This is a genomic window from Exiguobacterium sp. s75 (assembly GCF_018617145.1).
GTDB classification, from domain to species: domain Bacteria; phylum Bacillota; class Bacilli; order Exiguobacteriales; family Exiguobacteriaceae; genus Exiguobacterium; species Exiguobacterium profundum.
On record NZ_JACSJQ010000001.1, the window covers coordinates 333751 to 350964 of the forward strand.

Annotated in this window: 22 protein-coding genes; 16 read left to right on the forward strand and 6 right to left on the reverse strand. The window is 46.4% G+C overall.

The window, feature by feature from the left end; translation table 11 throughout:
- The first annotated feature begins 80 nt into the window (after nt 1–80).
- Genes cls through pepF form a run of 3 tightly spaced genes read left to right on the forward strand, consistent with a single transcriptional unit; the run spans nt 81 to nt 4485 of the window.
- Nucleotides 81–1592: a cardiolipin synthase gene (gene cls, locus KNO68_RS01680; RefSeq protein ID WP_215111977.1), complete on the forward strand. Its 1512-nt coding sequence runs from the start codon at nt 81–83 to the stop codon at nt 1590–1592.
- A gap of 12 nt (nt 1593–1604) precedes the next feature.
- A complete protein-coding gene (locus KNO68_RS01685; RefSeq protein WP_214730892.1) occupies nt 1605–2702 on the forward strand; it encodes a competence protein CoiA in 1098 nt (365 codons plus the stop codon).
- A complete protein-coding gene (gene pepF / locus KNO68_RS01690) occupies nt 2683–4485 on the forward strand; it encodes an oligoendopeptidase F (RefSeq protein WP_214812122.1) in 1803 nt (600 codons plus the stop codon). Before KNO68_RS01685 ends, pepF begins: the two co-directional genes overlap by 20 nt.
- Before the next feature lie 204 nt (nt 4486–4689).
- On the opposite strand, the gene KNO68_RS01695 is transcribed toward pepF, so the two are convergent.
- Both KNO68_RS01695 and KNO68_RS01700 read right to left on the reverse strand, forming a co-directional pair.
- Nucleotides 4690–5463, reverse strand: coding sequence for a DsbA family protein (locus tag KNO68_RS01695; RefSeq protein ID WP_214817399.1), 774 nt, complete (start codon nt 5461–5463; stop codon nt 4690–4692).
- Nucleotides 5464–5549: 86 nt separating this feature from the next.
- On the reverse strand, nt 5550–6131 hold the full coding sequence (locus tag KNO68_RS01700; RefSeq protein ID WP_215111978.1) for a CYTH domain-containing protein: 582 nt from the start codon (nt 6129–6131) through the stop codon (nt 5550–5552).
- A 109-nt stretch (nt 6132–6240) separates the two neighbouring features.
- Here KNO68_RS01700 and yjbM point away from each other — a divergent pair, with 109 nt between their 5' ends.
- Genes yjbM through KNO68_RS01715 form a run of 3 tightly spaced genes read left to right on the forward strand, consistent with a single transcriptional unit; the run spans nt 6241 to nt 8562 of the window.
- Nucleotides 6241–6885, forward strand: a complete 645-nt coding sequence (yjbM, locus tag KNO68_RS01705) for a GTP diphosphokinase (protein WP_015881226.1) — start codon at nt 6241–6243, stop codon at nt 6883–6885.
- 12 nt (nt 6886–6897) lie between these two features.
- Nucleotides 6898–7695 carry an NAD kinase gene (locus tag KNO68_RS01710; RefSeq protein WP_015881227.1) on the forward strand — a complete coding sequence of 266 codons (798 nt, stop codon included), beginning with the start codon at nt 6898–6900 and terminating at the stop codon, nt 7693–7695.
- Nucleotides 7696–7698: 3 nt separating this feature from the next.
- Entirely contained in the window at nt 7699–8562 is an 864-nt protein-coding gene (locus tag KNO68_RS01715; RefSeq protein ID WP_214812128.1) for an RluA family pseudouridine synthase, read from the forward strand.
- Between the two features lie 35 nt (nt 8563–8597).
- Here KNO68_RS01715 and KNO68_RS01720 read toward each other — a convergent pair whose 3' ends face one another.
- Nucleotides 8598–9764 carry an FtsW/RodA/SpoVE family cell cycle protein gene (locus KNO68_RS01720; RefSeq protein ID WP_214757156.1) on the reverse strand — a complete coding sequence of 389 codons (1167 nt, stop codon included), beginning with the start codon at nt 9762–9764 and terminating at the stop codon, nt 8598–8600.
- Nucleotides 9765–9914: 150 nt separating this feature from the next.
- On the opposite strand from KNO68_RS01720, the gene fabI reads away from it, so the two are divergent.
- Nucleotides 9915–10688 (forward strand): enoyl-ACP reductase FabI, encoded by a 774-nt coding sequence (gene fabI / locus KNO68_RS01725; protein ID WP_215111979.1) that lies wholly within the window; start codon nt 9915–9917, stop codon nt 10686–10688.
- 83 nt (nt 10689–10771) lie between these two features.
- Nucleotides 10772–10960, forward strand: coding sequence for a hypothetical protein (locus tag KNO68_RS01730; protein ID WP_015881231.1), 189 nt, complete (start codon nt 10772–10774; stop codon nt 10958–10960).
- A 2-nt stretch (nt 10961–10962) separates the two neighbouring features.
- Here the strand turns inward: KNO68_RS01730 and KNO68_RS01735 are convergent, their stop codons facing one another.
- On the reverse strand, nt 10963–11472 hold the full coding sequence (locus tag KNO68_RS01735) for a YjcG family protein (RefSeq protein ID WP_074035055.1): 510 nt from the start codon (nt 11470–11472) through the stop codon (nt 10963–10965).
- Between the two features lie 175 nt (nt 11473–11647).
- Between KNO68_RS01735 and KNO68_RS01740 the strand changes: the two genes are divergently transcribed.
- The 4 genes from KNO68_RS01740 to KNO68_RS01755 are packed head-to-tail and all read left to right on the forward strand — an operon-like array spanning nt 11648 to nt 13518.
- Complete coding sequence (locus KNO68_RS01740; protein ID WP_015881233.1) at nt 11648–12193, forward strand: phosphatidylglycerophosphatase A family protein; 546 nt, start codon at nt 11648–11650, stop codon at nt 12191–12193.
- Entirely contained in the window at nt 12193–12780 is a 588-nt protein-coding gene (locus KNO68_RS01745) for a phosphatase PAP2 family protein (RefSeq protein ID WP_215111980.1), read from the forward strand. Before KNO68_RS01740 ends, KNO68_RS01745 begins: the two co-directional genes overlap by 1 nt.
- A complete protein-coding gene (locus KNO68_RS01750; protein WP_015881235.1) occupies nt 12777–13313 on the forward strand; it encodes a hypothetical protein in 537 nt (178 codons plus the stop codon). The genes KNO68_RS01745 and KNO68_RS01750 overlap by 4 nt, the downstream gene beginning before the upstream one ends.
- Entirely contained in the window at nt 13306–13518 is a 213-nt protein-coding gene (locus KNO68_RS01755; RefSeq protein WP_214687874.1) for a hypothetical protein, read from the forward strand. Before KNO68_RS01750 ends, KNO68_RS01755 begins: the two co-directional genes overlap by 8 nt.
- 60 nt (nt 13519–13578) lie before the next feature.
- On the opposite strand, the gene KNO68_RS01760 is transcribed toward KNO68_RS01755, so the two are convergent.
- Together KNO68_RS01760 and KNO68_RS01765 are read right to left on the reverse strand one after the other, a co-directional pair.
- A complete protein-coding gene (locus KNO68_RS01760; RefSeq protein WP_015881237.1) occupies nt 13579–13866 on the reverse strand; it encodes a hypothetical protein in 288 nt (95 codons plus the stop codon).
- A gap of 272 nt (nt 13867–14138) precedes the next feature.
- On the reverse strand, nt 14139–14870 hold the full coding sequence (locus KNO68_RS01765; protein WP_078146615.1) for a hypothetical protein: 732 nt from the start codon (nt 14868–14870) through the stop codon (nt 14139–14141).
- A gap of 149 nt (nt 14871–15019) precedes the next feature.
- On the opposite strand from KNO68_RS01765, the gene KNO68_RS01770 reads away from it, so the two are divergent.
- From KNO68_RS01770 to KNO68_RS01785, 4 genes are all read left to right on the forward strand, one after another.
- The gene (locus KNO68_RS01770) at nt 15020–15595 is read left to right on the forward strand and encodes a GNAT family N-acetyltransferase (protein WP_015881239.1); all 576 of its coding nucleotides are present in this window, start codon (nt 15020–15022) and stop codon (nt 15593–15595) included.
- A complete protein-coding gene (locus KNO68_RS01775; protein ID WP_214757154.1) occupies nt 15592–16311 on the forward strand; it encodes an alpha/beta fold hydrolase in 720 nt (239 codons plus the stop codon). Before KNO68_RS01770 ends, KNO68_RS01775 begins: the two co-directional genes overlap by 4 nt.
- On the forward strand, nt 16298–16858 hold the full coding sequence (locus KNO68_RS01780) for an NADPH-dependent FMN reductase (protein ID WP_214812140.1): 561 nt from the start codon (nt 16298–16300) through the stop codon (nt 16856–16858). Before KNO68_RS01775 ends, KNO68_RS01780 begins: the two co-directional genes overlap by 14 nt.
- Nucleotides 16859–16926: 68 nt before the next feature.
- A complete protein-coding gene (locus tag KNO68_RS01785) occupies nt 16927–17166 on the forward strand; it encodes a hypothetical protein (protein ID WP_078146618.1) in 240 nt (79 codons plus the stop codon).
- Nucleotides 17167–17214 lie beyond the last annotated feature (48 nt).

Sequence of the window (17214 nt, forward strand, 5' to 3'; positions counted from 1 at the left end):
TCATTCGCTCCCCTCAAAAAGATGACGTTACGATGTATAATTAATGATAATACATGACAGAAACGAGGTCAGCTTATAATATGTTGCGACGCATACAAGTACTCTTTTCCCTCATTTTGCTCGCAGGACTCATTGCGATATTATCGTATTACTGGAGCTCACAAGTAATCGGATTGTTCTCGATTCTCGTCTTTTTGACAACGTTCAGCATATTGCTCGTCATCTTACTTGAAAATCGAAATCCACAACGTACGCTCATTTGGGCAATTGTCATGATTGGTTTTCCGGTCATCGGATTATTCGCATACTTTGTATTCGGTCAGAACTATCGCCGTAAACGAATGTTCAAAGAAAAAGCGATGCTTGATGAAGAGACGTACTTGGCCTATCGTCAGAAAGCGATGACGTTATCGCCGTCCCTCATGTTCGCCCACGACGATTACGAGAAGCTGATGCATTTGACTTCTTCGTTGAACCAGCTACCGGTCTCATCGAATACGTATACGCAAATCTTGACGAACGGCCGTGAAAAATTTTCGAAGTTATTGCCGGCTCTGAAAGGAGCGTCCCGACACATCCATCTAGAGTATTATATTTTCCGGGAAGATCGCATTTCTCGGGAAATACAGCGGATCTTGATCGAAAAAGCGAAGGCGGGGATCGAAGTCCGATTTTTGTATGATGCCGTCGGGTCCATTCATACGAGCGGCACGTTCTTTGAAGAGATGAAGCAAGCCGGTGTCCAAGTCCAGGCGTTCTTTCCAGTTGTATTGCCACTCGTTTCAAGTAAGACGAACTATCGAAACCACCGAAAAATCGTGGTCATCGATGGTACGGAGGCATTCACAGGTGGCTTGAATGTAGGGGATGAGTACTTGGGTGAGCACTCTAAGTTCGGGTTTTGGCGCGACACCCATCTGTATGTCAGAGGAGAAGGGGTATCTGAACTACAATTGATTTTCTTGCAAGATTGGTATTACATGACTGGGGAACGCCTGTTCACACCGTTCTATCTAGAGCCGCTTGAAACGGTAAGAAGTGCGAGCGGAGGGGTTCAAATCGTTGCGAGTGGACCGGATGAACCGTATGAGACGATGAAGTCCATTTACTTTTCACTCATCAATGCTGCGAAAAAATCTGTCTACATTTCGTCACCTTACTTGATTCCGGATGAGGACATTATGAGTGCCTTAAAGACGGCATCATTATCAGGAATTGATGTCCGCATCGTCTTACCGAGTTATCCCGACCATAAAATCGTGTTCTACGCGAGTCGGTCCTATTACGAAGAACTGTTACTCGCCGGGGTAAAGATCTATCTATATGAGAAGGGATTCATGCATTCGAAAGTCATCGTGGTGGATGATGGATTAGCCACGATTGGGACGGCGAACATGGATTTTCGGAGCTTTCATTTGAACTTCGAGGTCAATGCGCTCCTCTATAACACGAACTCAGTCCATCAACTGAAACAAGACTTATATGATGATTTCGAAGGGTCTCACGAACTCGTATTAGAAGAGTTCGCGAAACGGTCATTCTTTATCAAACTCGTTGAATCATTAGCCAGAATGTTTTCACCATTGCTATGAGGAGGGAGCAAGATGCGGTTTGCAATCGATCGGGAAGGGGATATCATTGATTCCTTTACATTAAATCGGATGCAAGCAGAGCAACTTGCTCCTTTTCGATGTCCGACTTGTCAGGAAGTATTGATTGTGAAGCAAGGTGTGAAGCGACGGCTACATTTTGCGCATATCCACACCTGTGGGAGGGCTGAATCGGTCACGCACCATCAGGATAAATGGGCGGTGTGCCAGTGGCTTCAAGAGAAAGGCTATCCAGTCGAGCAAGAAGTGACGATTAAGAATCGTCGGGCTGACATCCTCACGAACATGGACGGGCAGCACACCGTGTTCGAAATTCAGGCATCTCCCTTGCGACCGGAAGAATACGCCGAGCGAACGATTGATTATCGACGAGCGGGGCTTGATGTCATTTGGATTGCGAGCGGTCTCGATTTGAGAAGCAATCAATCGTTTCAACCATGGATGCGTCTAGAAATGTTTCAGAGACATCGGTTGTTGACGGTGAGAAATGGGAGATTGTTACGCTTCAATGGATTTCCGATTTCGATTAAGTACGGAATCGGAAGCTGGGAAATCTCATCATCCGTGAACACGTCACCGTACGAAGCTTACTACCGGTTCGATGCTTTTGAATGGACAGAGATGATTCGTCGTAAACGGATGTCGCCTCTTTACCCATCTCCGTTAAATCGACGGCTCATATTGAATCGGCTCTATCCACTTGGTCTGTTACCCGCATTATTACCGACCGCCTGTTACCTTCCGCTATCATCGCTTTGGGGAATTCGTGTGCATCCGATTGATTTTCAAACCGTTCTTTATTTGAATCGCTACGAGTCACCTCACGATTCCGTGGAATGGAGTATTCAAAAAACGTGTCGACAATTTGGGGTGACACCGACAAGCGACTTTTCCCAGTCATTTCATGTACAATGGAAACAACTCTTGAATGCGAGTCGTCTATCCTGTGATGTCAGGTCATGGCCGCATCCGAAGCATTACGAGGAGGCCAGACATCACGATACACGTTTGTTTCAAGGACTTCAGCGATTGATCTTACAATCGACTAAATCATCGAAAAGGAAGTGGACGTATGTCAGAGGTATTGACTAGACAACAAGTTCCAGTGGAAGAAACGTGGAACTTAGAGACCATCTACAGCAATGACGAGGCTTGGGAATCGGATTTTCAAGCGTTAAAAGAGAAAGTACCGGAATTGATTGGATTTAAAGGACGCCTTGGGGAGTCGGCGGAGACGTTATACGAAGCGTTGCAACTTCGGGACGATCTCTCACGTCAGTTACATAAGCTATATACATATGCGCATATGCGCTATGATGAAGATACGGCGAATAGCCATTATCAAGCATTGAATGATCGTGCCGGCTCACTTGCTTCTCAAGTTTCAGCGCAACTCGCGTTTATGACACCTGAGTTGCTTTCGATTGATGAGAATCAGATTGAAGCCTTCATGGAGCAGAATGAGTCACTTCGCGTTTATCGTCATGCATTCGATGAGTTGGCACTTGAGCGTCCGCACGTATTGACAGAGGCAGAAGAAGCCATTTTGGCACAAGCCGGAGATGTGCTCGGTCAATCGAGCTCGACGTTCGGTATGCTCAACAACGCGGATTTGAAATTCCCGAAAGTGAAAAATGAAAAAGGGGAAGAAGTCGAGTTGACGCACGGTCGATATATCACGTTCCTTGAATCGGCTGACCGAAGCGTCCGCGAAGGGGCATTTAAAGCGATGTACGGGACGTACGCGCAATATTTGAATACGTTCTCCTCGACATTGTCAGGAAGTGTGAAGAAAGATAACTTCTATGCGACTGTGCGTAAATTTGAAAGTGCAAGACAGTCCGCACTCCACCATAATGCGATTCCGGAGTCTGTATACGACGGCCTTGTAGAAGCAGTGAACGAACGACTCGACTTGTTACATCGTTATGTCGCGTTACGTAAGCGAGCGCTCGGCTTAGATGAGTTGCATATGTATGACCTCTACACACCGCTCGTCAAAGATGTCGAGATGAAAGTGTCATATGAGGAAGCGAAACAATGGATGGTAGATGGTTTGGCACCACTCGGAGAAGAGTACGTCCAAATTGTCAAAGACGGTCTCGAGTCGCGTTGGGTCGATGTGCGAGAGACGCGTGGTAAGCGTAGCGGTGCTTACTCCTCGGGAGCGTACGATACGCAACCGTTCATCCTCATGAACTGGCAAGATAACGTCAATAACTTGTTCACGCTCGCACACGAGTTCGGACACTCTGTGCATAGTCATTACACACGCACATCGCAACCATATCCGTATGGCGATTACTCAATCTTCGTTGCAGAAGTGGCGTCGACGACGAACGAAGCTTTGTTGAATGACCATTTGTTGAAAACGAGAACAGCGAAAGAGGAGCGTCTCTACTTGCTGAACAATCAGCTTGAAACGTTCCGTGGAACATTGTTCCGTCAAACGATGTTCGCTGAATTCGAACACATGATTCATCAAGCTGCTCAAGAAGGCGTATCGCTCACTCCGGAGTACTTAAATGAAACGTACCTCGAGTTGAACAAACGCTATTTCGGAGACGAGATTGTCATCGATGAAGAGATTTCATATGAGTGGGCGCGCATCCCACACTTCTATTACAACTACTACGTCTATCAATATGCGACAGGGATTTCGGCATCTGCTGCACTGTCACAACAGATCATGGAAGAAGGGGAGCCAGCCGTACGTCGTTATATCGATAACTTCTTGAAGGCGGGTTCTAGTGACTATCCGATTGAGGTGCTGAAGGCGGCTGGTGTCGATATGACAACGAAGGAGCCGGTATTGAAGGCGCTCGATCAGTTCGAGGCAGTTCTTGATGAAATGGAATCATTATTGTTCTCGTGAACAATATGTGACAATGTGCACAAAGAGGTTGTCATGTGATTCTGTTCTAGGTATATTATAAGTGTGAAATCAATCACAAACCCCTTTATTGACCGTAAACTTTCTCCCATCTTGTAGGCCTTCCCCGGGCCTCAAGGTTCGATGTCTCTTGTCCCCGCTTGAGACGTCAAAAACCCCATGGCTCCCCGGCCATGGGGTTCTTTTTTATTTCGTTTGAGCCCACGCTTCACCGCTACATCCTGGCACAGGACGGCAACGCTGTTGCAGGGAGAGCTTCTTCAATTCGCGTTCAATCACTGTCTTCTCCATGTCTAGAATGTACGATAGCTCTGTGATGGTCGAAGCATCATAGCGTGCCAACACTTTGGCTACATCCCAATCGGTCGTACGGCTCGGTGCATAACCTAACAATTCAGTCATGACCGATTGATAGACATCGTACGGATATACCCCTTCAATCTTCAATGCTTCATCGCGCGTCACGAACGTGAGTGCGGGCAATGACTCAATCTCCCAATCTTTCAACACTTGATGGTCGACAGCTAATGCATTCAAGAGCTGGTTCGATTGAAGATCGGCTTCAAGTTCACTTAAATCAAGGCCATACTCTTCGAAAGAACGTGCAATTTCCCATAAATCGATTGAACCAAGTTGTTCACCAGAGAATAGATCATTCACATGCAAATGACGCAAGAAGCGCATCGCATGACGTTTCCCTTGTAATTCCAGCGCTTTGATCATGGTGAGAAGGCGAACTTCTTCCTGACATCCGCCAACACAGCTAGGAACGGTAGAGACCATTCGAAAACGAATCACATGTCCGTATTCAATCTCTAACTTTTTGATCAGTGTCATCACGTGAAAGTTCTCAGGACTTGAGATGTCCATAAAATAGAATAACTCCAATGGCTTATACGTTACTTGAATAGGAGTTTCTTCCAGTGAACAGGATGACCCATTACATTGTTCAAGTTCCATTTGTGTCGCCTCCTCTCGTCAAAAAACTCATTTAACTTTGTAAACTCATTGTAGCAACGAAAAAAAAAGGTTGGCAATGTATCTGCTCAACCTTCCAACCGACTCATTTTTAATTCCATGAATCGGACGATTTTATTTTTGGCGGGACGATAGGGGAGACCGTGTTTTGCAAGAAGTCCTTCGAACGCACGTTTTCCCTCTTCTTCATTCGTCACTTCAAATTCTATTTCATAGTCGCTCGTCTCCAAATAATGGCTTTCGTCCAAAACGAGTAGACCGTCTTCTATCTGTAACTCTGCCCGATTCGTCTCAAGTCGACCGAGGTGTTCGAGTGGTGCATTCAGCTGGAACGGGGCCAGTGCCTGTTTCATTTGCTCGTCATGAATGATACCGTACTTAAACAGATCCTCAGCCTCATCTTCTGTAATAGTGGCATGTGTCTCAAGCAATCCGACCTCGTTTGGTTGCTTCAACGTCAGCACTTGACCTTGATTCTTCTCGCGAATTCGAAGTGCCGCCCCGTTCGCTTTTAGCTGAAAGGAAGGGGTATCGAAATAGTCATTCGCTTGCCAACGAACCTGATCATCAAGCTGATAGGCACGTAGGAGTGTCTCATATTCGTCTTTCGTCAACATTGATTTAAATTCAATTTCCACTTCTTGGGTCATGAATCATCGCTCCATTCTATGAACAATTGTTCGTTTATGATACCATACAAACGGATACATACGGAAAGGACGCGTTTTTTCCGGAAAAGAACGAAAGTGGTGACAGCGTATGCAATCAGTGAACTGGGATCAGTTTTTAGTGCCGTATCAAATTGCGGTAGACGAGTTGAAAGTCAAATTGAAAGCCGTTCGTAAGCAGTTCAAATCCCAAAATGACCATTCTCCGATTGAATTTGTCACAGGTCGAGTGAAACCGGTCGGGAGCATTCTTGAGAAAGCGAAACGAAAGAATATCGCTGACCATGAATTGGCGACGGATATGCAAGATATAGCAGGATTACGAATCATGTGCCAATTTGTCGATGATATCGTTCACGTCTTGGATTTGCTACATCGTCGAACAGATTTTAAAATAGTGGAAGAACGGAATTACATTACCCATCAGAAAGATTCGGGTTATCGATCGTATCATGTCATCATCGAGTACCCGGTCCAAACGATTCACGGTGAAATCCCGACGCTCGTGGAAGTGCAAATCCGCACGCTTGCGATGAATTTCTGGGCCACGATCGAGCATTCATTGAATTATAAATATGATGGCGACATGCCTCTTGAAGTGCAGGAACGATTGAGACGCGCAGCCGAGGCGGCCTTTTTACTCGATGCCGAGATGAGCCAACTCCGCGTTGAAATTCAGGATGCCCAGCAAGTGTTTCGGGATAAAGAGATGAACGTGAAAACGGATGAAGACTAGGGGGAAACCGATATGCAGTTTGCGATTGTATCGAGGGGAGATACGCGATCAGCGGAAATCGCCCAGGAACTGACTGAAAAACTTCAAGCCGCCGGACATACATTATCGGAAGAACCCCGAATCGTAGTATCGGTCGGAGGGGACGGGACGATGTTACAGGCGTTTCATAAATACATCGACCGACTCGATGAAACGCTACTTGTCGGGATTCATACCGGGCATCTCGGCTTTTATGCCGATTGGCAGCCGGATGAGTTGGATGAACTGACGGAGATGATCACGAGTGAATCGTTCGAGCCAGTCTCCTATCCGCTCGTTGAAGTGCTCATTGACTATGAGAACGGAGAGACCGATCGTCGATTGGCGATGAATGACTGTACGATTAAGAACTACAAGCGAACGCTCGTCTGTGATTTATCGATTCGAGACGATTACTTTGAAACGTTCCGTGGAGATGGGTTATGTATTTCGACACCATCGGGTTCGACCGCCTATAATAAGGCACTCGGTGGAGCGATCGTTCACCCATCGATCGAAGCCATTCAAGTGACCGAGATGGCTTCGATCAACAACCTAGTGTATCGAACGATTGGCGCACCGCTTCTCTTACCAAAACACCATCAAGTGAAAATCAAGCCGCACACGAAAACCGAATTTGAATTGGCGTTTGACCATCAGGAAGCGTTGTCCTGGTCGGATGTCGTCTCGATTCGATGCGCGGTCGCAAAAGAAAAAGTGACGTTCGCTCGTTTCCGGCCCTTCCCATTCTGGCGCCGAGTTCGCGAATCGTTCATCGAGGAAGGAAAGTAACGAATGCAAGGGTTTACGATTCGTCGCGTTGTGGAGAAAGCCATCCCACTTCGCGACTTTTTAATGCAAGATATGGGCATTTCTCGAAAGATGCTCACGCTCGTGAAGCATGAAGGCGATATTGAAGTGAATGGCATGCACCGCACCGTAAGGCATGAACTCGAACCAGGAGATGAAGTAATCGTCCGATTCCCGCCCGAATCCCCATCACTCGACATGGTCGCTTCGGAAAGACCGATTCGAATTCTGTATGAAGACGATACGCTGTTGGCGGTCGATAAACCGGCAGGGATTGCCACGATCCCATCACGACTACATCCGACCGATACACTTGCGAACGCTGTACTTGGCTATTATCAACGCATCGGTCTGTCATCTGCGATTCATGTGATCAATCGACTCGATCGTGACACGAGCGGTGTCGTCTTATTTGCAAAGTACGGATTCATCCATCATCGATTCAGCGAACTTCAGAAAGCGAATGGATTGATGCGTACGTATAAGGCATTGGTCGAAAAAGAAGTGACGCCACAAACGATTGATGCACCGATCGGGCGTGCCGAGAACTCGATTATGGAGCGAGTCGTGACAACTGAGGGACAACGCGCCATCACGCACATCCTCGCATGTCAGCCGTTTGGGAGCGGCTCGTTATTGACGATTCGACTCGAGACGGGACGGACCCATCAGATTCGCGTGCATTTGCGCCATATCGGTCATCCGCTCATTGGGGACTCTATGTATGGGGGGACGGCTCGTATGCCCCGTCACGCCCTTCACAGCGCGTCTGCGCGATTCATTCACCCGATGACAGGAGATACGATTCAGATTGAGGCGCCGATTCCGGAAGATTTTCGAACTATATAAAGAAATCCCTCAAGGTTAGACCTTGAGGGATTTTGTCAATCATCATCAAACATATAGGTTTTTGATTTAGAGGCAACGTTCATGACGAGACCGATGGCAATCATGTTCATGATAATCCCTGTCCCCCCGTAACTGATGAACGGAAGGGTGAGTCCAGTGATTGGCAAGACACCGATCGTCATACCGATGTTTTGGAACACCTGGAACGTGAACATGGCGATAACGCCGGTGACGATATAACTTCCGAACGCGCTACTAGACTCTAATGCAATGTGAATCATCCGATAGAGGAATAGGAAGAAGACGATGATCACGAGAGCTGCGCCGATGAACCCATAGTGTTCTGCGATAACAGCAAAAATGAAGTCCGTGTGAGATTCCGGTAAATAGACGAGGCCCTGGCCGTATCCCACTCCGAACATCTGTCCAGAACCGATCGCCTGTAGCGATTTGATCAATTGGAATGCCAAGTCATCTGAATATTCGTATGGATATATCCAGGCCTGGAAGCGGTTGAGGGCGTGTCCAGGTACGAATGCTTGCAAGACTTCGAAATGGGCAAAGAACAGATACATGAACGTGCCGATGGTCAAAGCCGCGGCGCTGAAGAGACCGAGAAGCCACTTCCAACCGATTCCCGAGACGATGATGATGGCGCCGAGCATCGTCATCAAGACGAGCCCGGTCCCTAAGTCCGGTTGTGTCACAATCAGACCGAGCGGCGGGATGGCCACTAATACCAGTTTCACGAGGAGCCACGTATCGAGTTGTGACGAGCCATAACGTTTATTGTGCTCGTAGACGATAGTCGACATGGAAATCAATAAAAAGAGCTTCATGAATTCGGCCGGCTGGAAACTGAATCCAGGTACGTTATACCATCCATATGCCCCATTGATGTTCGGTACGAGCGACGTGTCACGAAGCGGAATCAGACCGACGAGCAGAAGTAGACCGAATGCGTATAAGTACCAATGGATTTTCCGGAGTTGCTCATATTCGATCGTCATGATTGCGAACATCGCAAAAAAGCCGATGACATAACGAATGCCTTGTTCAAGAGCGAAGTTGATATGTTGAAGTCGCGTTGGCAACATCGGTTGAGCGGTATAGATTGCACCGAGACTGATGATCATCAATAGGAAGACGATGGTCAACAGTGTCGTATCTAAACTTTTAAAATATGATTGTATACGGTTCATAATGGAGTCGAATCACCCTTTCTATACGTATTTTATCTTACCGCAACTTAAAAAAATCGCAATACGTAACGAGTCGGTTGACAAAACAGAAACCTTTCTGTAATCTGAGAACAGATATTATCACCAGGTACTAAAAAAGGGGAGTTTATGATGTCAATTTTTCCAACATTAACGAATAAAACGTACGTCGTCATGGGGATTGCGAACAAGCGCTCGATTGCATGGGCCATTGCCAAAATGCTTGATGAAGCAGGGGCGAAGCTCGTGTTAACGTATGCGGCAGAACGATTCAAATCGGGTCTCGAGTCACTCGCAAGTGAGTTGAAGCAAGAAGCGATTCTACTTGAGTGTGATGTGACGAATGACGAAGCGATTGATTCAACATTCCGTTCGATTCACGAACAAGCGGGTGAGATTCAAGGAATCGCGCATTCGATCGCGTTTGCTGACAAAGAAGCATTGCGTGGTGAGTTCTCAGAAATGACACGTGGTCAGTTCGCACAGGCGTTAGACATCTCAGCATATAGTTTGACGGCAGTTGTGAAAGCGGCGAAGCCTTACTTCGCACAAGACGCCTCGGTGATCACACTAACTTACCTCGGCGGCGAGCGTGTCGTTCCGAACTACAACTTGATGGGTGTCGCTAAAGCGGCCCTTGATTCGAGCGTCAAGTATTTGGCGAACGAATACGGTCCCCACGGTGTGCGTGTCAACGCCATTTCAGCTGGTCCGATTCGTACATTGTCAGCCAAAGGGGTCGGCGATTTCAACAGTATCCTTTCTGAACTTGAACAGAAGGCGCCGTTACGTCGAAACGTTTCGGCAGAAGAAGTGGCTTCGACAGGTCTCTTCCTCCTCTCGGGAATGGGAAGCGGCGTGACCGGCGAAGTTATTCACGTAGATAGCGGATACCATATTTTATAAGTTTGGGGAATGGCGCAGTGATGCGCCATTTTTGTATTACCTCGTGAATAAATCGGGTAAGGACCTATGAAGGAGGTCAGATCATGGGTCCTTATCAGATTGATTTTACTGTCGTGCAATACGTCAACCGACAAGTCCAGCCATCAGGTCGAGCGAGCATCGAACCGGTGACACGAATCAAGCGTGTCCAACGAATCCGACCTCGACGTGAAGAATGGCTTGAAGAAGAGCAAGAAAAAAACCCCGGTCGCTATGTCGACCGGAGCATATAAGGTTAGCCTCGGAAACGGAACGTCTCATAGACGTTCCATGTTTCATTTTCGAGTTCATACATGACGGCCATCCGAGTGATCGTCTCTTCGAAATGAACCTGCTCCATACGCATACGTTCGAGGACGTCGAACAGCTCTGCATCGGTCAAATCTTGACCAATCGTGATGTGCGGCAAGAATTCATATTTCGGTGCTTGGCTGAGCACGTCTTCGTGAAGTCGCTGTTGCAGAGCAGACAGTTCACGTGTCGGCAACACTTTTAAATACAAGACATTGTTCGTTGGTGCGAAAGACCGAACGCCATCGACTTTTAACTGAATCGGTTTAGTCGAATCCGCAACTTGTTGCAAGTACTCGAGTACTTTCGGTAAGTCTTCTTCTGATACCTCTGTCCGTTCTTTAATGGTCACGTGAGGTGAAATCAACGCGTATTTTGTGTCATAGCGTTTTCGATAAGAGTTCGCAAAATCTTGCACTTGTTTAGACGGAAATAAGACTACCCCAATCTTCATTCCTCTTCCCCCTTTGATCGTTTAACCTACATGTTAATGATGACCGATTTAATGTGGGAAGTCAAAGCAGGGTTCGTCTTTTTTCAATTTTTCAGTATAATGGTTATATCATATAGAGAGACGATGACTCTCTGAACGAAGGGATGTGAAGCGGGATTTCGATCCTGCGCCTATTATGAAACACGTACCACACTCACGTGACGTCCGAGAAGCGGCTCGTGCTCGTTTGCTCGAACGCGGGGTCACGATTGAATCGATTGCTGAAATCGTATACCAGATGCAGGCACCTTACTCGCCGCATCTTTCTTTAAAAGATTGTATGGATTCTGTCGAGGCGGTTCTTGACAAACGTGAACTACAACATGCGATTCTTGTTGGTTCAGAGCTCGACATGTTGGCTGAAAAAGGCCAATTATCTGAACCGCTTCTGTCGATTATCGCCTCAGACGAAGGTTTATTTGGAGTGGACGAGACGATTGCGATCGGTGCCGTCAACACATATGGTTCGATTGCCGTTACGACTTTCGGATACTTAGACAAGGCAAAAATCGGTATCATCAAACAACTAGACACGAAGATGGATGATGGGCAAGTGCATACGTTCATGGACGATCTCGTCGGTGCCATCGCTGCCAACGCTTCAGGACGATTAGCGCATCGATTGCGAGATATGGTCGATTTCGGAGAAGAAGAGATGCGTGAAAGAAAAGGGTTGTATTGATGAAGTGGACACCGCAAATGGTGGTCATCACCGGGACGGTCGCTTATGTGATCGTGTCGGTGTTTGTCGTTTTAGGGGCGGTCGATCCAATGAACACATTCGTATATGAATGGTTACAACCGCTACCGGATCGAGTGTTTGCCTACGTGACAGAGCTCGGGAGTGCACAGGTCATTGTGGGACTCTCCATATTAGGGTTGTTGTTTTGGTATTGGCGCGGGGACCGTATCGAAGCGTGGCGACTAGCGCTCGTTGGAATTGGGACACTTCTGTTTACACAGGTGCTAAAGCTCGTCTACGGAATCGATCGACCGCTCATTGATGCATCCCTTGATGCAACGACATACAGTTTTCCGAGTGGACACGCCTCAGGGTCGCTGGCCCTATATGGATTGACAGCTTATGTACTGTATCGAAAGAAACAGTCGAAAGTCGTCATCTTCATTCTCTTATGTCTCGTCCTCGCGGTTTCGCTCAGCCGTGTCATCTTGAACGTTCATTACTTCAGTGACGTGCTCGGCGGTTGGCTCTTTGCGTTGACGATGATTGCATTGTCTGAATGGATCATAAGGAGGAAAACGATTTGATCGTCGTGGTAGATGTAGAAAAATGGTTATTCGTTCAAAAAAAAGAAGCGGATGAAGCATCAGTTCCCACAATTTTAGTGGAAAAAGATCGAGATGGGGCGACGTGGTTCACCTCGATGAAAATTTTGTTTCAGTTAAAGAAATGGACGAGCCGACGTCGTTTTGTTCCCCTTTTACTGTGTGATGAGCAGACCTATCGCGCATATGAAGTATTTCATGTCGATGCTGTGCCATCATTGGCTCTCCTCGACGGGGGACGGACGTTACTAGTGGACAATAAACGAGATGAGTCGTTTGATGTTGTGCTACGGGAAAGTGGATTGGATACAGAAAAATCGATTTTATTGTTTGCACTTCAATATATTGAACAGATGACGAATGAACCTGTCGCTTTTGCCGGTGATGAGTCGATTGATGCGACGCGGATCGTCCCGGCAACATTGTTAGACAAGACGGATCGCTTAGAATCAGGACGTCGTCTATTTGAATGGATGCATGATGAAGACTTACGTAAGGAGAATCAACATGACTGATTGGGAAATGACATTTCAACAATTATTGGACGAACAAGTGGATGAAGTGAACGTGCCACGCGAAGATTTTTTATCCGTTCGAACCATTTTGATTGAGAAAGGCTGGCTCTTTCAAGTAGTAGGAGAGGCCAAGCATGGTGGCGTGACGATTTATCGCAGAAACCCGGTCACGGCGAATTCATCATTGGAAGAAACGAAGGAATGAAATGACTTCAGTCAAAACAACAAGGTCTGCCTCCCACATGGAGAGCAGACCTTGTTTTGTTTAAGCGTTTGAAGCGAGTTTGATTTTTTGTCGTTTCATCTTGTGTAGTAACCAAGCATAGAGGACTTCACAAGAGTTGTGAGGAAGGGTCAGCTCCACAAGAGGGTGAGCGTGACCAAATATAGTGAAGCGCGAATGGTCTTCGTCGAGCAGAGAGACTTGAATATCCGTCGCATCCTGTAGTGAAATGCGTTGTTCCCCTGCGTGAGCATCTTTAAGTTTCAGCATTTTTCCATTCGTCGCAAACTTGGTGAACGATGAGACTCCTTGTACTTTCAGTTGTTCCATTTCGTGTATCTATCCATCGCGTGATGAATAGATTTTCACCTCGCTTTCTCTATATTGCCTTCCATTCCTCCAGAAGGTTATTCCTAGTATAACGCCTCGTTCGAAAAAGAAAAGTGTTAATTTAACAAAAAATTAAGACAATTTGTTATCAATTTTTAAGAATAGCGTTCAACCCTGTCCAGTATAGGCATAAGGTTGAAACAATCGGTCTGAAAATAACAAAAAAGAACCTCATTTCCAGAGGTTCACAACTATTCATTACATGTATGACCTTATAATCGTTCAATCTGCCATGTACGACGACGGTACAACAATTGCCCTTTTAAGGCGATGGATTCTTTCTTCGCATCGAAGTCTTCTTCAAGAACAGACATGTCTTCATAACGGCCCGCTACATAGAATGAGATGACGATTTGTCGATTGAACAAACTGCGTTTCGTATGATCGAAATCGATGATCAGACCTTGAGGTGCCAAATCGAGTAATTCATCGATGACGGGAAGTGGAATCGGAACAAAACTGATGTTACGAATGTCACGATCGAGTTTACTTTGCAACATGTTTTGGACGAAATGATTGATTGTCGACCAATCGCGAATATAAAGACTGCTATGTCGATCGTTTGCTTCATTGAAGAACACAATCTCATTATCGAGCGAATCCAAGAACGGCTTCTTGATTCCGCGTTCCATATGACTTAAAAACAAGATTTCTGCAATTTCATGATCGGACAGAGTTTCGAGCGTATTGTAGTCCGGAAAATCGATCGCCGTAAACGTTGTTTGGTTATTCAAATACTTAGACGAGAACGAAGATAGTTCGTGCGCTTCAATATAACGGAAACGCGACCTCGAGGATTGTCTCATCCCTTTGATGTCCGTTCGACAAATAATCATCGGTCTCGTCACGGAAAGCGCTTCTGTTACATCCGCCAACGTCACACCATGCAGTGTGAAGCGTTGGACGTCCCGGTCTTGCTTCAAATAAAAGAGTTGTTTTGACATATGGTATCCCCTCAGTTTGACATACTACGATTATAGTAGCAAAAACACGTGTTTTCTGCCATCTTGAGACGGTACGAGAGGGTTGAGTTCGATACATTTGGGAAAATAGAAGTATAATTGAGGAAACGAATAGGAAAGGCGGGTTCCACATGTGGGGATTAAAACGGAGTTTTCCTGAGCTCGCTACGCCCCGGTTTATCCTGCGAGAGCTAGAACCGCGTGATGCTAGAGCACTTTATACCATTTTATCCACTGAGGAAGTGATGCGATATTATGGGTCGGACCCGTTGCTTGCCGTCTATGAGGCGAAGAACGTGATCGCTTACTTTAAGGATCAATTTCAGCAAGGGAAGGCCATTCGTTGGGCGATATGCGATCGGATGACGAACGAATTGGTCGGAACGATTGGATTTCATAATTGGACGCCCCAATATTATCGCGCCGAAATCGGGTTTGAGGTTTCTCCTCACTATTGGAGACAAGGGGTGGCTTTCGAAGCTGCTTCAGCTGTCATCCAATATGGTTTTGAAGAATTCAAGTTTCATCGAATCTCTGCGTTGGTCGCACCAGGGAATGAAGGGTCGAATCGACTCGTTCAAAAATTGGGATTTATTGAAGAAGGACTTCTACAAGATTATGCATATAGCCATGGCCGATTCATGGATTTGACGATGTATCGGCTACTCAAAACAGAATGGGAAGAAAAGGAGCACTCGATGATATGAAAGCACTCGTATTGCTACATGGGCTGTGTGGTTCTCCAAAGTACTTTGAACAGTTGGAACCGTTATTGAATGCCGAAGTTCACGCGCTCACATTACCTGGTCATGCCGGGACGGACGTGGGACCAGAAACGATGGATCAATTTGCGGACTGGGTCATCGGAGAAATTCGTCTTCGGGGTCTTGTCCGTCCGCTCGTATGTGGGCATTCTTTCGGAGGCTATGTGACGACTAACCTCGTGCGTCGCTATGGAACAGAAATATCGGGATTTGGATTGATTCACTCGACGGCGGCCGCTGATACAGAAGCGGCGCGGGAAAAGCGAAACGGTGCCATCAATCAAGTCATCGAAGAAGGGATCGAGCCGTTTATTGACGGAATGATTCCAAATGTCTTCTCAAGCGATTCCGACCCGGCGCTCATCCAACAAGCGATCGCAATCGGATATGAAATGACGGTCGAGGGAATCGTGAACGCGCAACAGGCAATCCGCGATCGTGAAGACGAAGTGGACACTGTTGAAACGACTGACCTCCCCGGCCTATTCATTTACGGCTCAAAAGACCCGAATATGAATGAGGAGCGGGCGTTTTTAGGTGCGTCACGACATACGAAAGCAATCGTTCCGTTCAGTCATATGGGGATGATGGAAGCCCCTGAAGAAGAAGCGAAAATCGTGAACGAATGGATGCGGGAGGTAGAACATGGAAACCTATAAATTAATCGCTATGTCAGGAAGTCTTCGCAAGAAATCTTTCAATACTGCTCTTTTGCATTCGATCATTGAACTGGCTCAAGAGGATTTCGACATTGAAGTCGTCTCCATCGAACTTCCACTGTTCAATGACGATTTGATTGATCCGGATGAACCGGAAGTTGTGGCCGCATTGAAGCAAGCTGTTCGGGAAGCTGATGGGTTATTGATTGTCACCCCTGAATATAACCATAGCATCCCGGGCGTCCTGAAGAATGCAATCGACTGGCTTTCGCTCGAGCCAGGAACGCCACTTCGGGATAAACCGGTCATGATCGCCGGGGCCTCGCCGGGCATACTTGGAACCGCCAGATGCCAAATCCATCTCCGACAAGTATTTGCCACAAATCGTGCAAATGTTTTACCGGGAAATGAAATTTTCATCACGCATTGTAAAGAAAAGATTGATGATAGAGGGTTGCATGATGAGAAGTCGATTAATCAAATCAACAAAACATTATTGGAATATCGTAAATGGATTGAATTTTGGAAGCGTAACGCAAAAAATTAACTTGAAGTCGCTCATGTTGTTTGATAGAAAGGAATTGTGAAAACAAACACAAGAGGAGCGACACCAAAATGGAAACTTACATCGAACTGTACAATGGCGGCGAATTGGGTGATCGGGCGGTAATGAACGATGGGATGACATTTGGACGGATGACGATTATTGAATTGTTCTATCAATCCAATCATATTTTTGGTTACGTGAAAGAAGATGGTGAAAAACGTTTCTTCCTTGAACCGATTTCAGAGGACGACACGTTTACTGTGGATGGGACGACGTATTCACTCCAACAGTTTATCGCGTTGTTTTAAGTAAATAGATGGTTGATCGAACGCAAGCGACTCGCTTGCGTTTTTTTG

Bases quoted from the DNA above. Each gene is read 5' to 3' on its own strand.
- cls (WP_215111977.1), top strand. From the start codon at position 81: ATGTTGCGACGCATACAAGTACTCTTTTCCCTCATTTTGCTCGCAGGA.
- KNO68_RS01685 (WP_214730892.1), top strand. From the start codon at position 1,605: ATGCGGTTTGCAATCGATCGGGAAGGGGATATCATTGATTCCTTTACA.
- pepF (WP_214812122.1), top strand. From the start codon at position 2,683: ATGTCAGAGGTATTGACTAGACAACAAGTTCCAGTGGAAGAAACGTGG.
- KNO68_RS01695 (WP_214817399.1), bottom strand. From the start codon at position 5,463: ATGGAACTTGAACAATGTAATGGGTCATCCTGTTCACTGGAAGAAACT.
- KNO68_RS01700 (WP_215111978.1), bottom strand. From the start codon at position 6,131: ATGACCCAAGAAGTGGAAATTGAATTTAAATCAATGTTGACGAAAGAC.
- yjbM (WP_015881226.1), top strand. From the start codon at position 6,241: ATGCAATCAGTGAACTGGGATCAGTTTTTAGTGCCGTATCAAATTGCG.
- KNO68_RS01710 (WP_015881227.1), top strand. From the start codon at position 6,898: ATGCAGTTTGCGATTGTATCGAGGGGAGATACGCGATCAGCGGAAATC.
- KNO68_RS01715 (WP_214812128.1), top strand. From the start codon at position 7,699: ATGCAAGGGTTTACGATTCGTCGCGTTGTGGAGAAAGCCATCCCACTT.
- KNO68_RS01720 (WP_214757156.1), bottom strand. From the start codon at position 9,764: ATGAACCGTATACAATCATATTTTAAAAGTTTAGATACGACACTGTTG.
- fabI (WP_215111979.1), top strand. From the start codon at position 9,915: ATGTCAATTTTTCCAACATTAACGAATAAAACGTACGTCGTCATGGGG.
- KNO68_RS01730 (WP_015881231.1), top strand. From the start codon at position 10,772: ATGGGTCCTTATCAGATTGATTTTACTGTCGTGCAATACGTCAACCGA.
- KNO68_RS01735 (WP_074035055.1), bottom strand. From the start codon at position 11,472: ATGAAGATTGGGGTAGTCTTATTTCCGTCTAAACAAGTGCAAGATTTT.
- KNO68_RS01740 (WP_015881233.1), top strand. From the start codon at position 11,648: ATGAAACACGTACCACACTCACGTGACGTCCGAGAAGCGGCTCGTGCT.
- KNO68_RS01745 (WP_215111980.1), top strand. From the start codon at position 12,193: ATGAAGTGGACACCGCAAATGGTGGTCATCACCGGGACGGTCGCTTAT.
- KNO68_RS01755 (WP_214687874.1), top strand. From the start codon at position 13,306: ATGACTGATTGGGAAATGACATTTCAACAATTATTGGACGAACAAGTG.
- KNO68_RS01760 (WP_015881237.1), bottom strand. From the start codon at position 13,866: ATGGAACAACTGAAAGTACAAGGAGTCTCATCGTTCACCAAGTTTGCG.
- KNO68_RS01765 (WP_078146615.1), bottom strand. From the start codon at position 14,870: ATGTCAAAACAACTCTTTTATTTGAAGCAAGACCGGGACGTCCAACGC.
- KNO68_RS01770 (WP_015881239.1), top strand. From the start codon at position 15,020: ATGTGGGGATTAAAACGGAGTTTTCCTGAGCTCGCTACGCCCCGGTTT.
- KNO68_RS01775 (WP_214757154.1), top strand. From the start codon at position 15,592: ATGAAAGCACTCGTATTGCTACATGGGCTGTGTGGTTCTCCAAAGTAC.
- KNO68_RS01780 (WP_214812140.1), top strand. From the start codon at position 16,298: ATGGAAACCTATAAATTAATCGCTATGTCAGGAAGTCTTCGCAAGAAA.
- KNO68_RS01785 (WP_078146618.1), top strand. From the start codon at position 16,927: ATGGAAACTTACATCGAACTGTACAATGGCGGCGAATTGGGTGATCGG.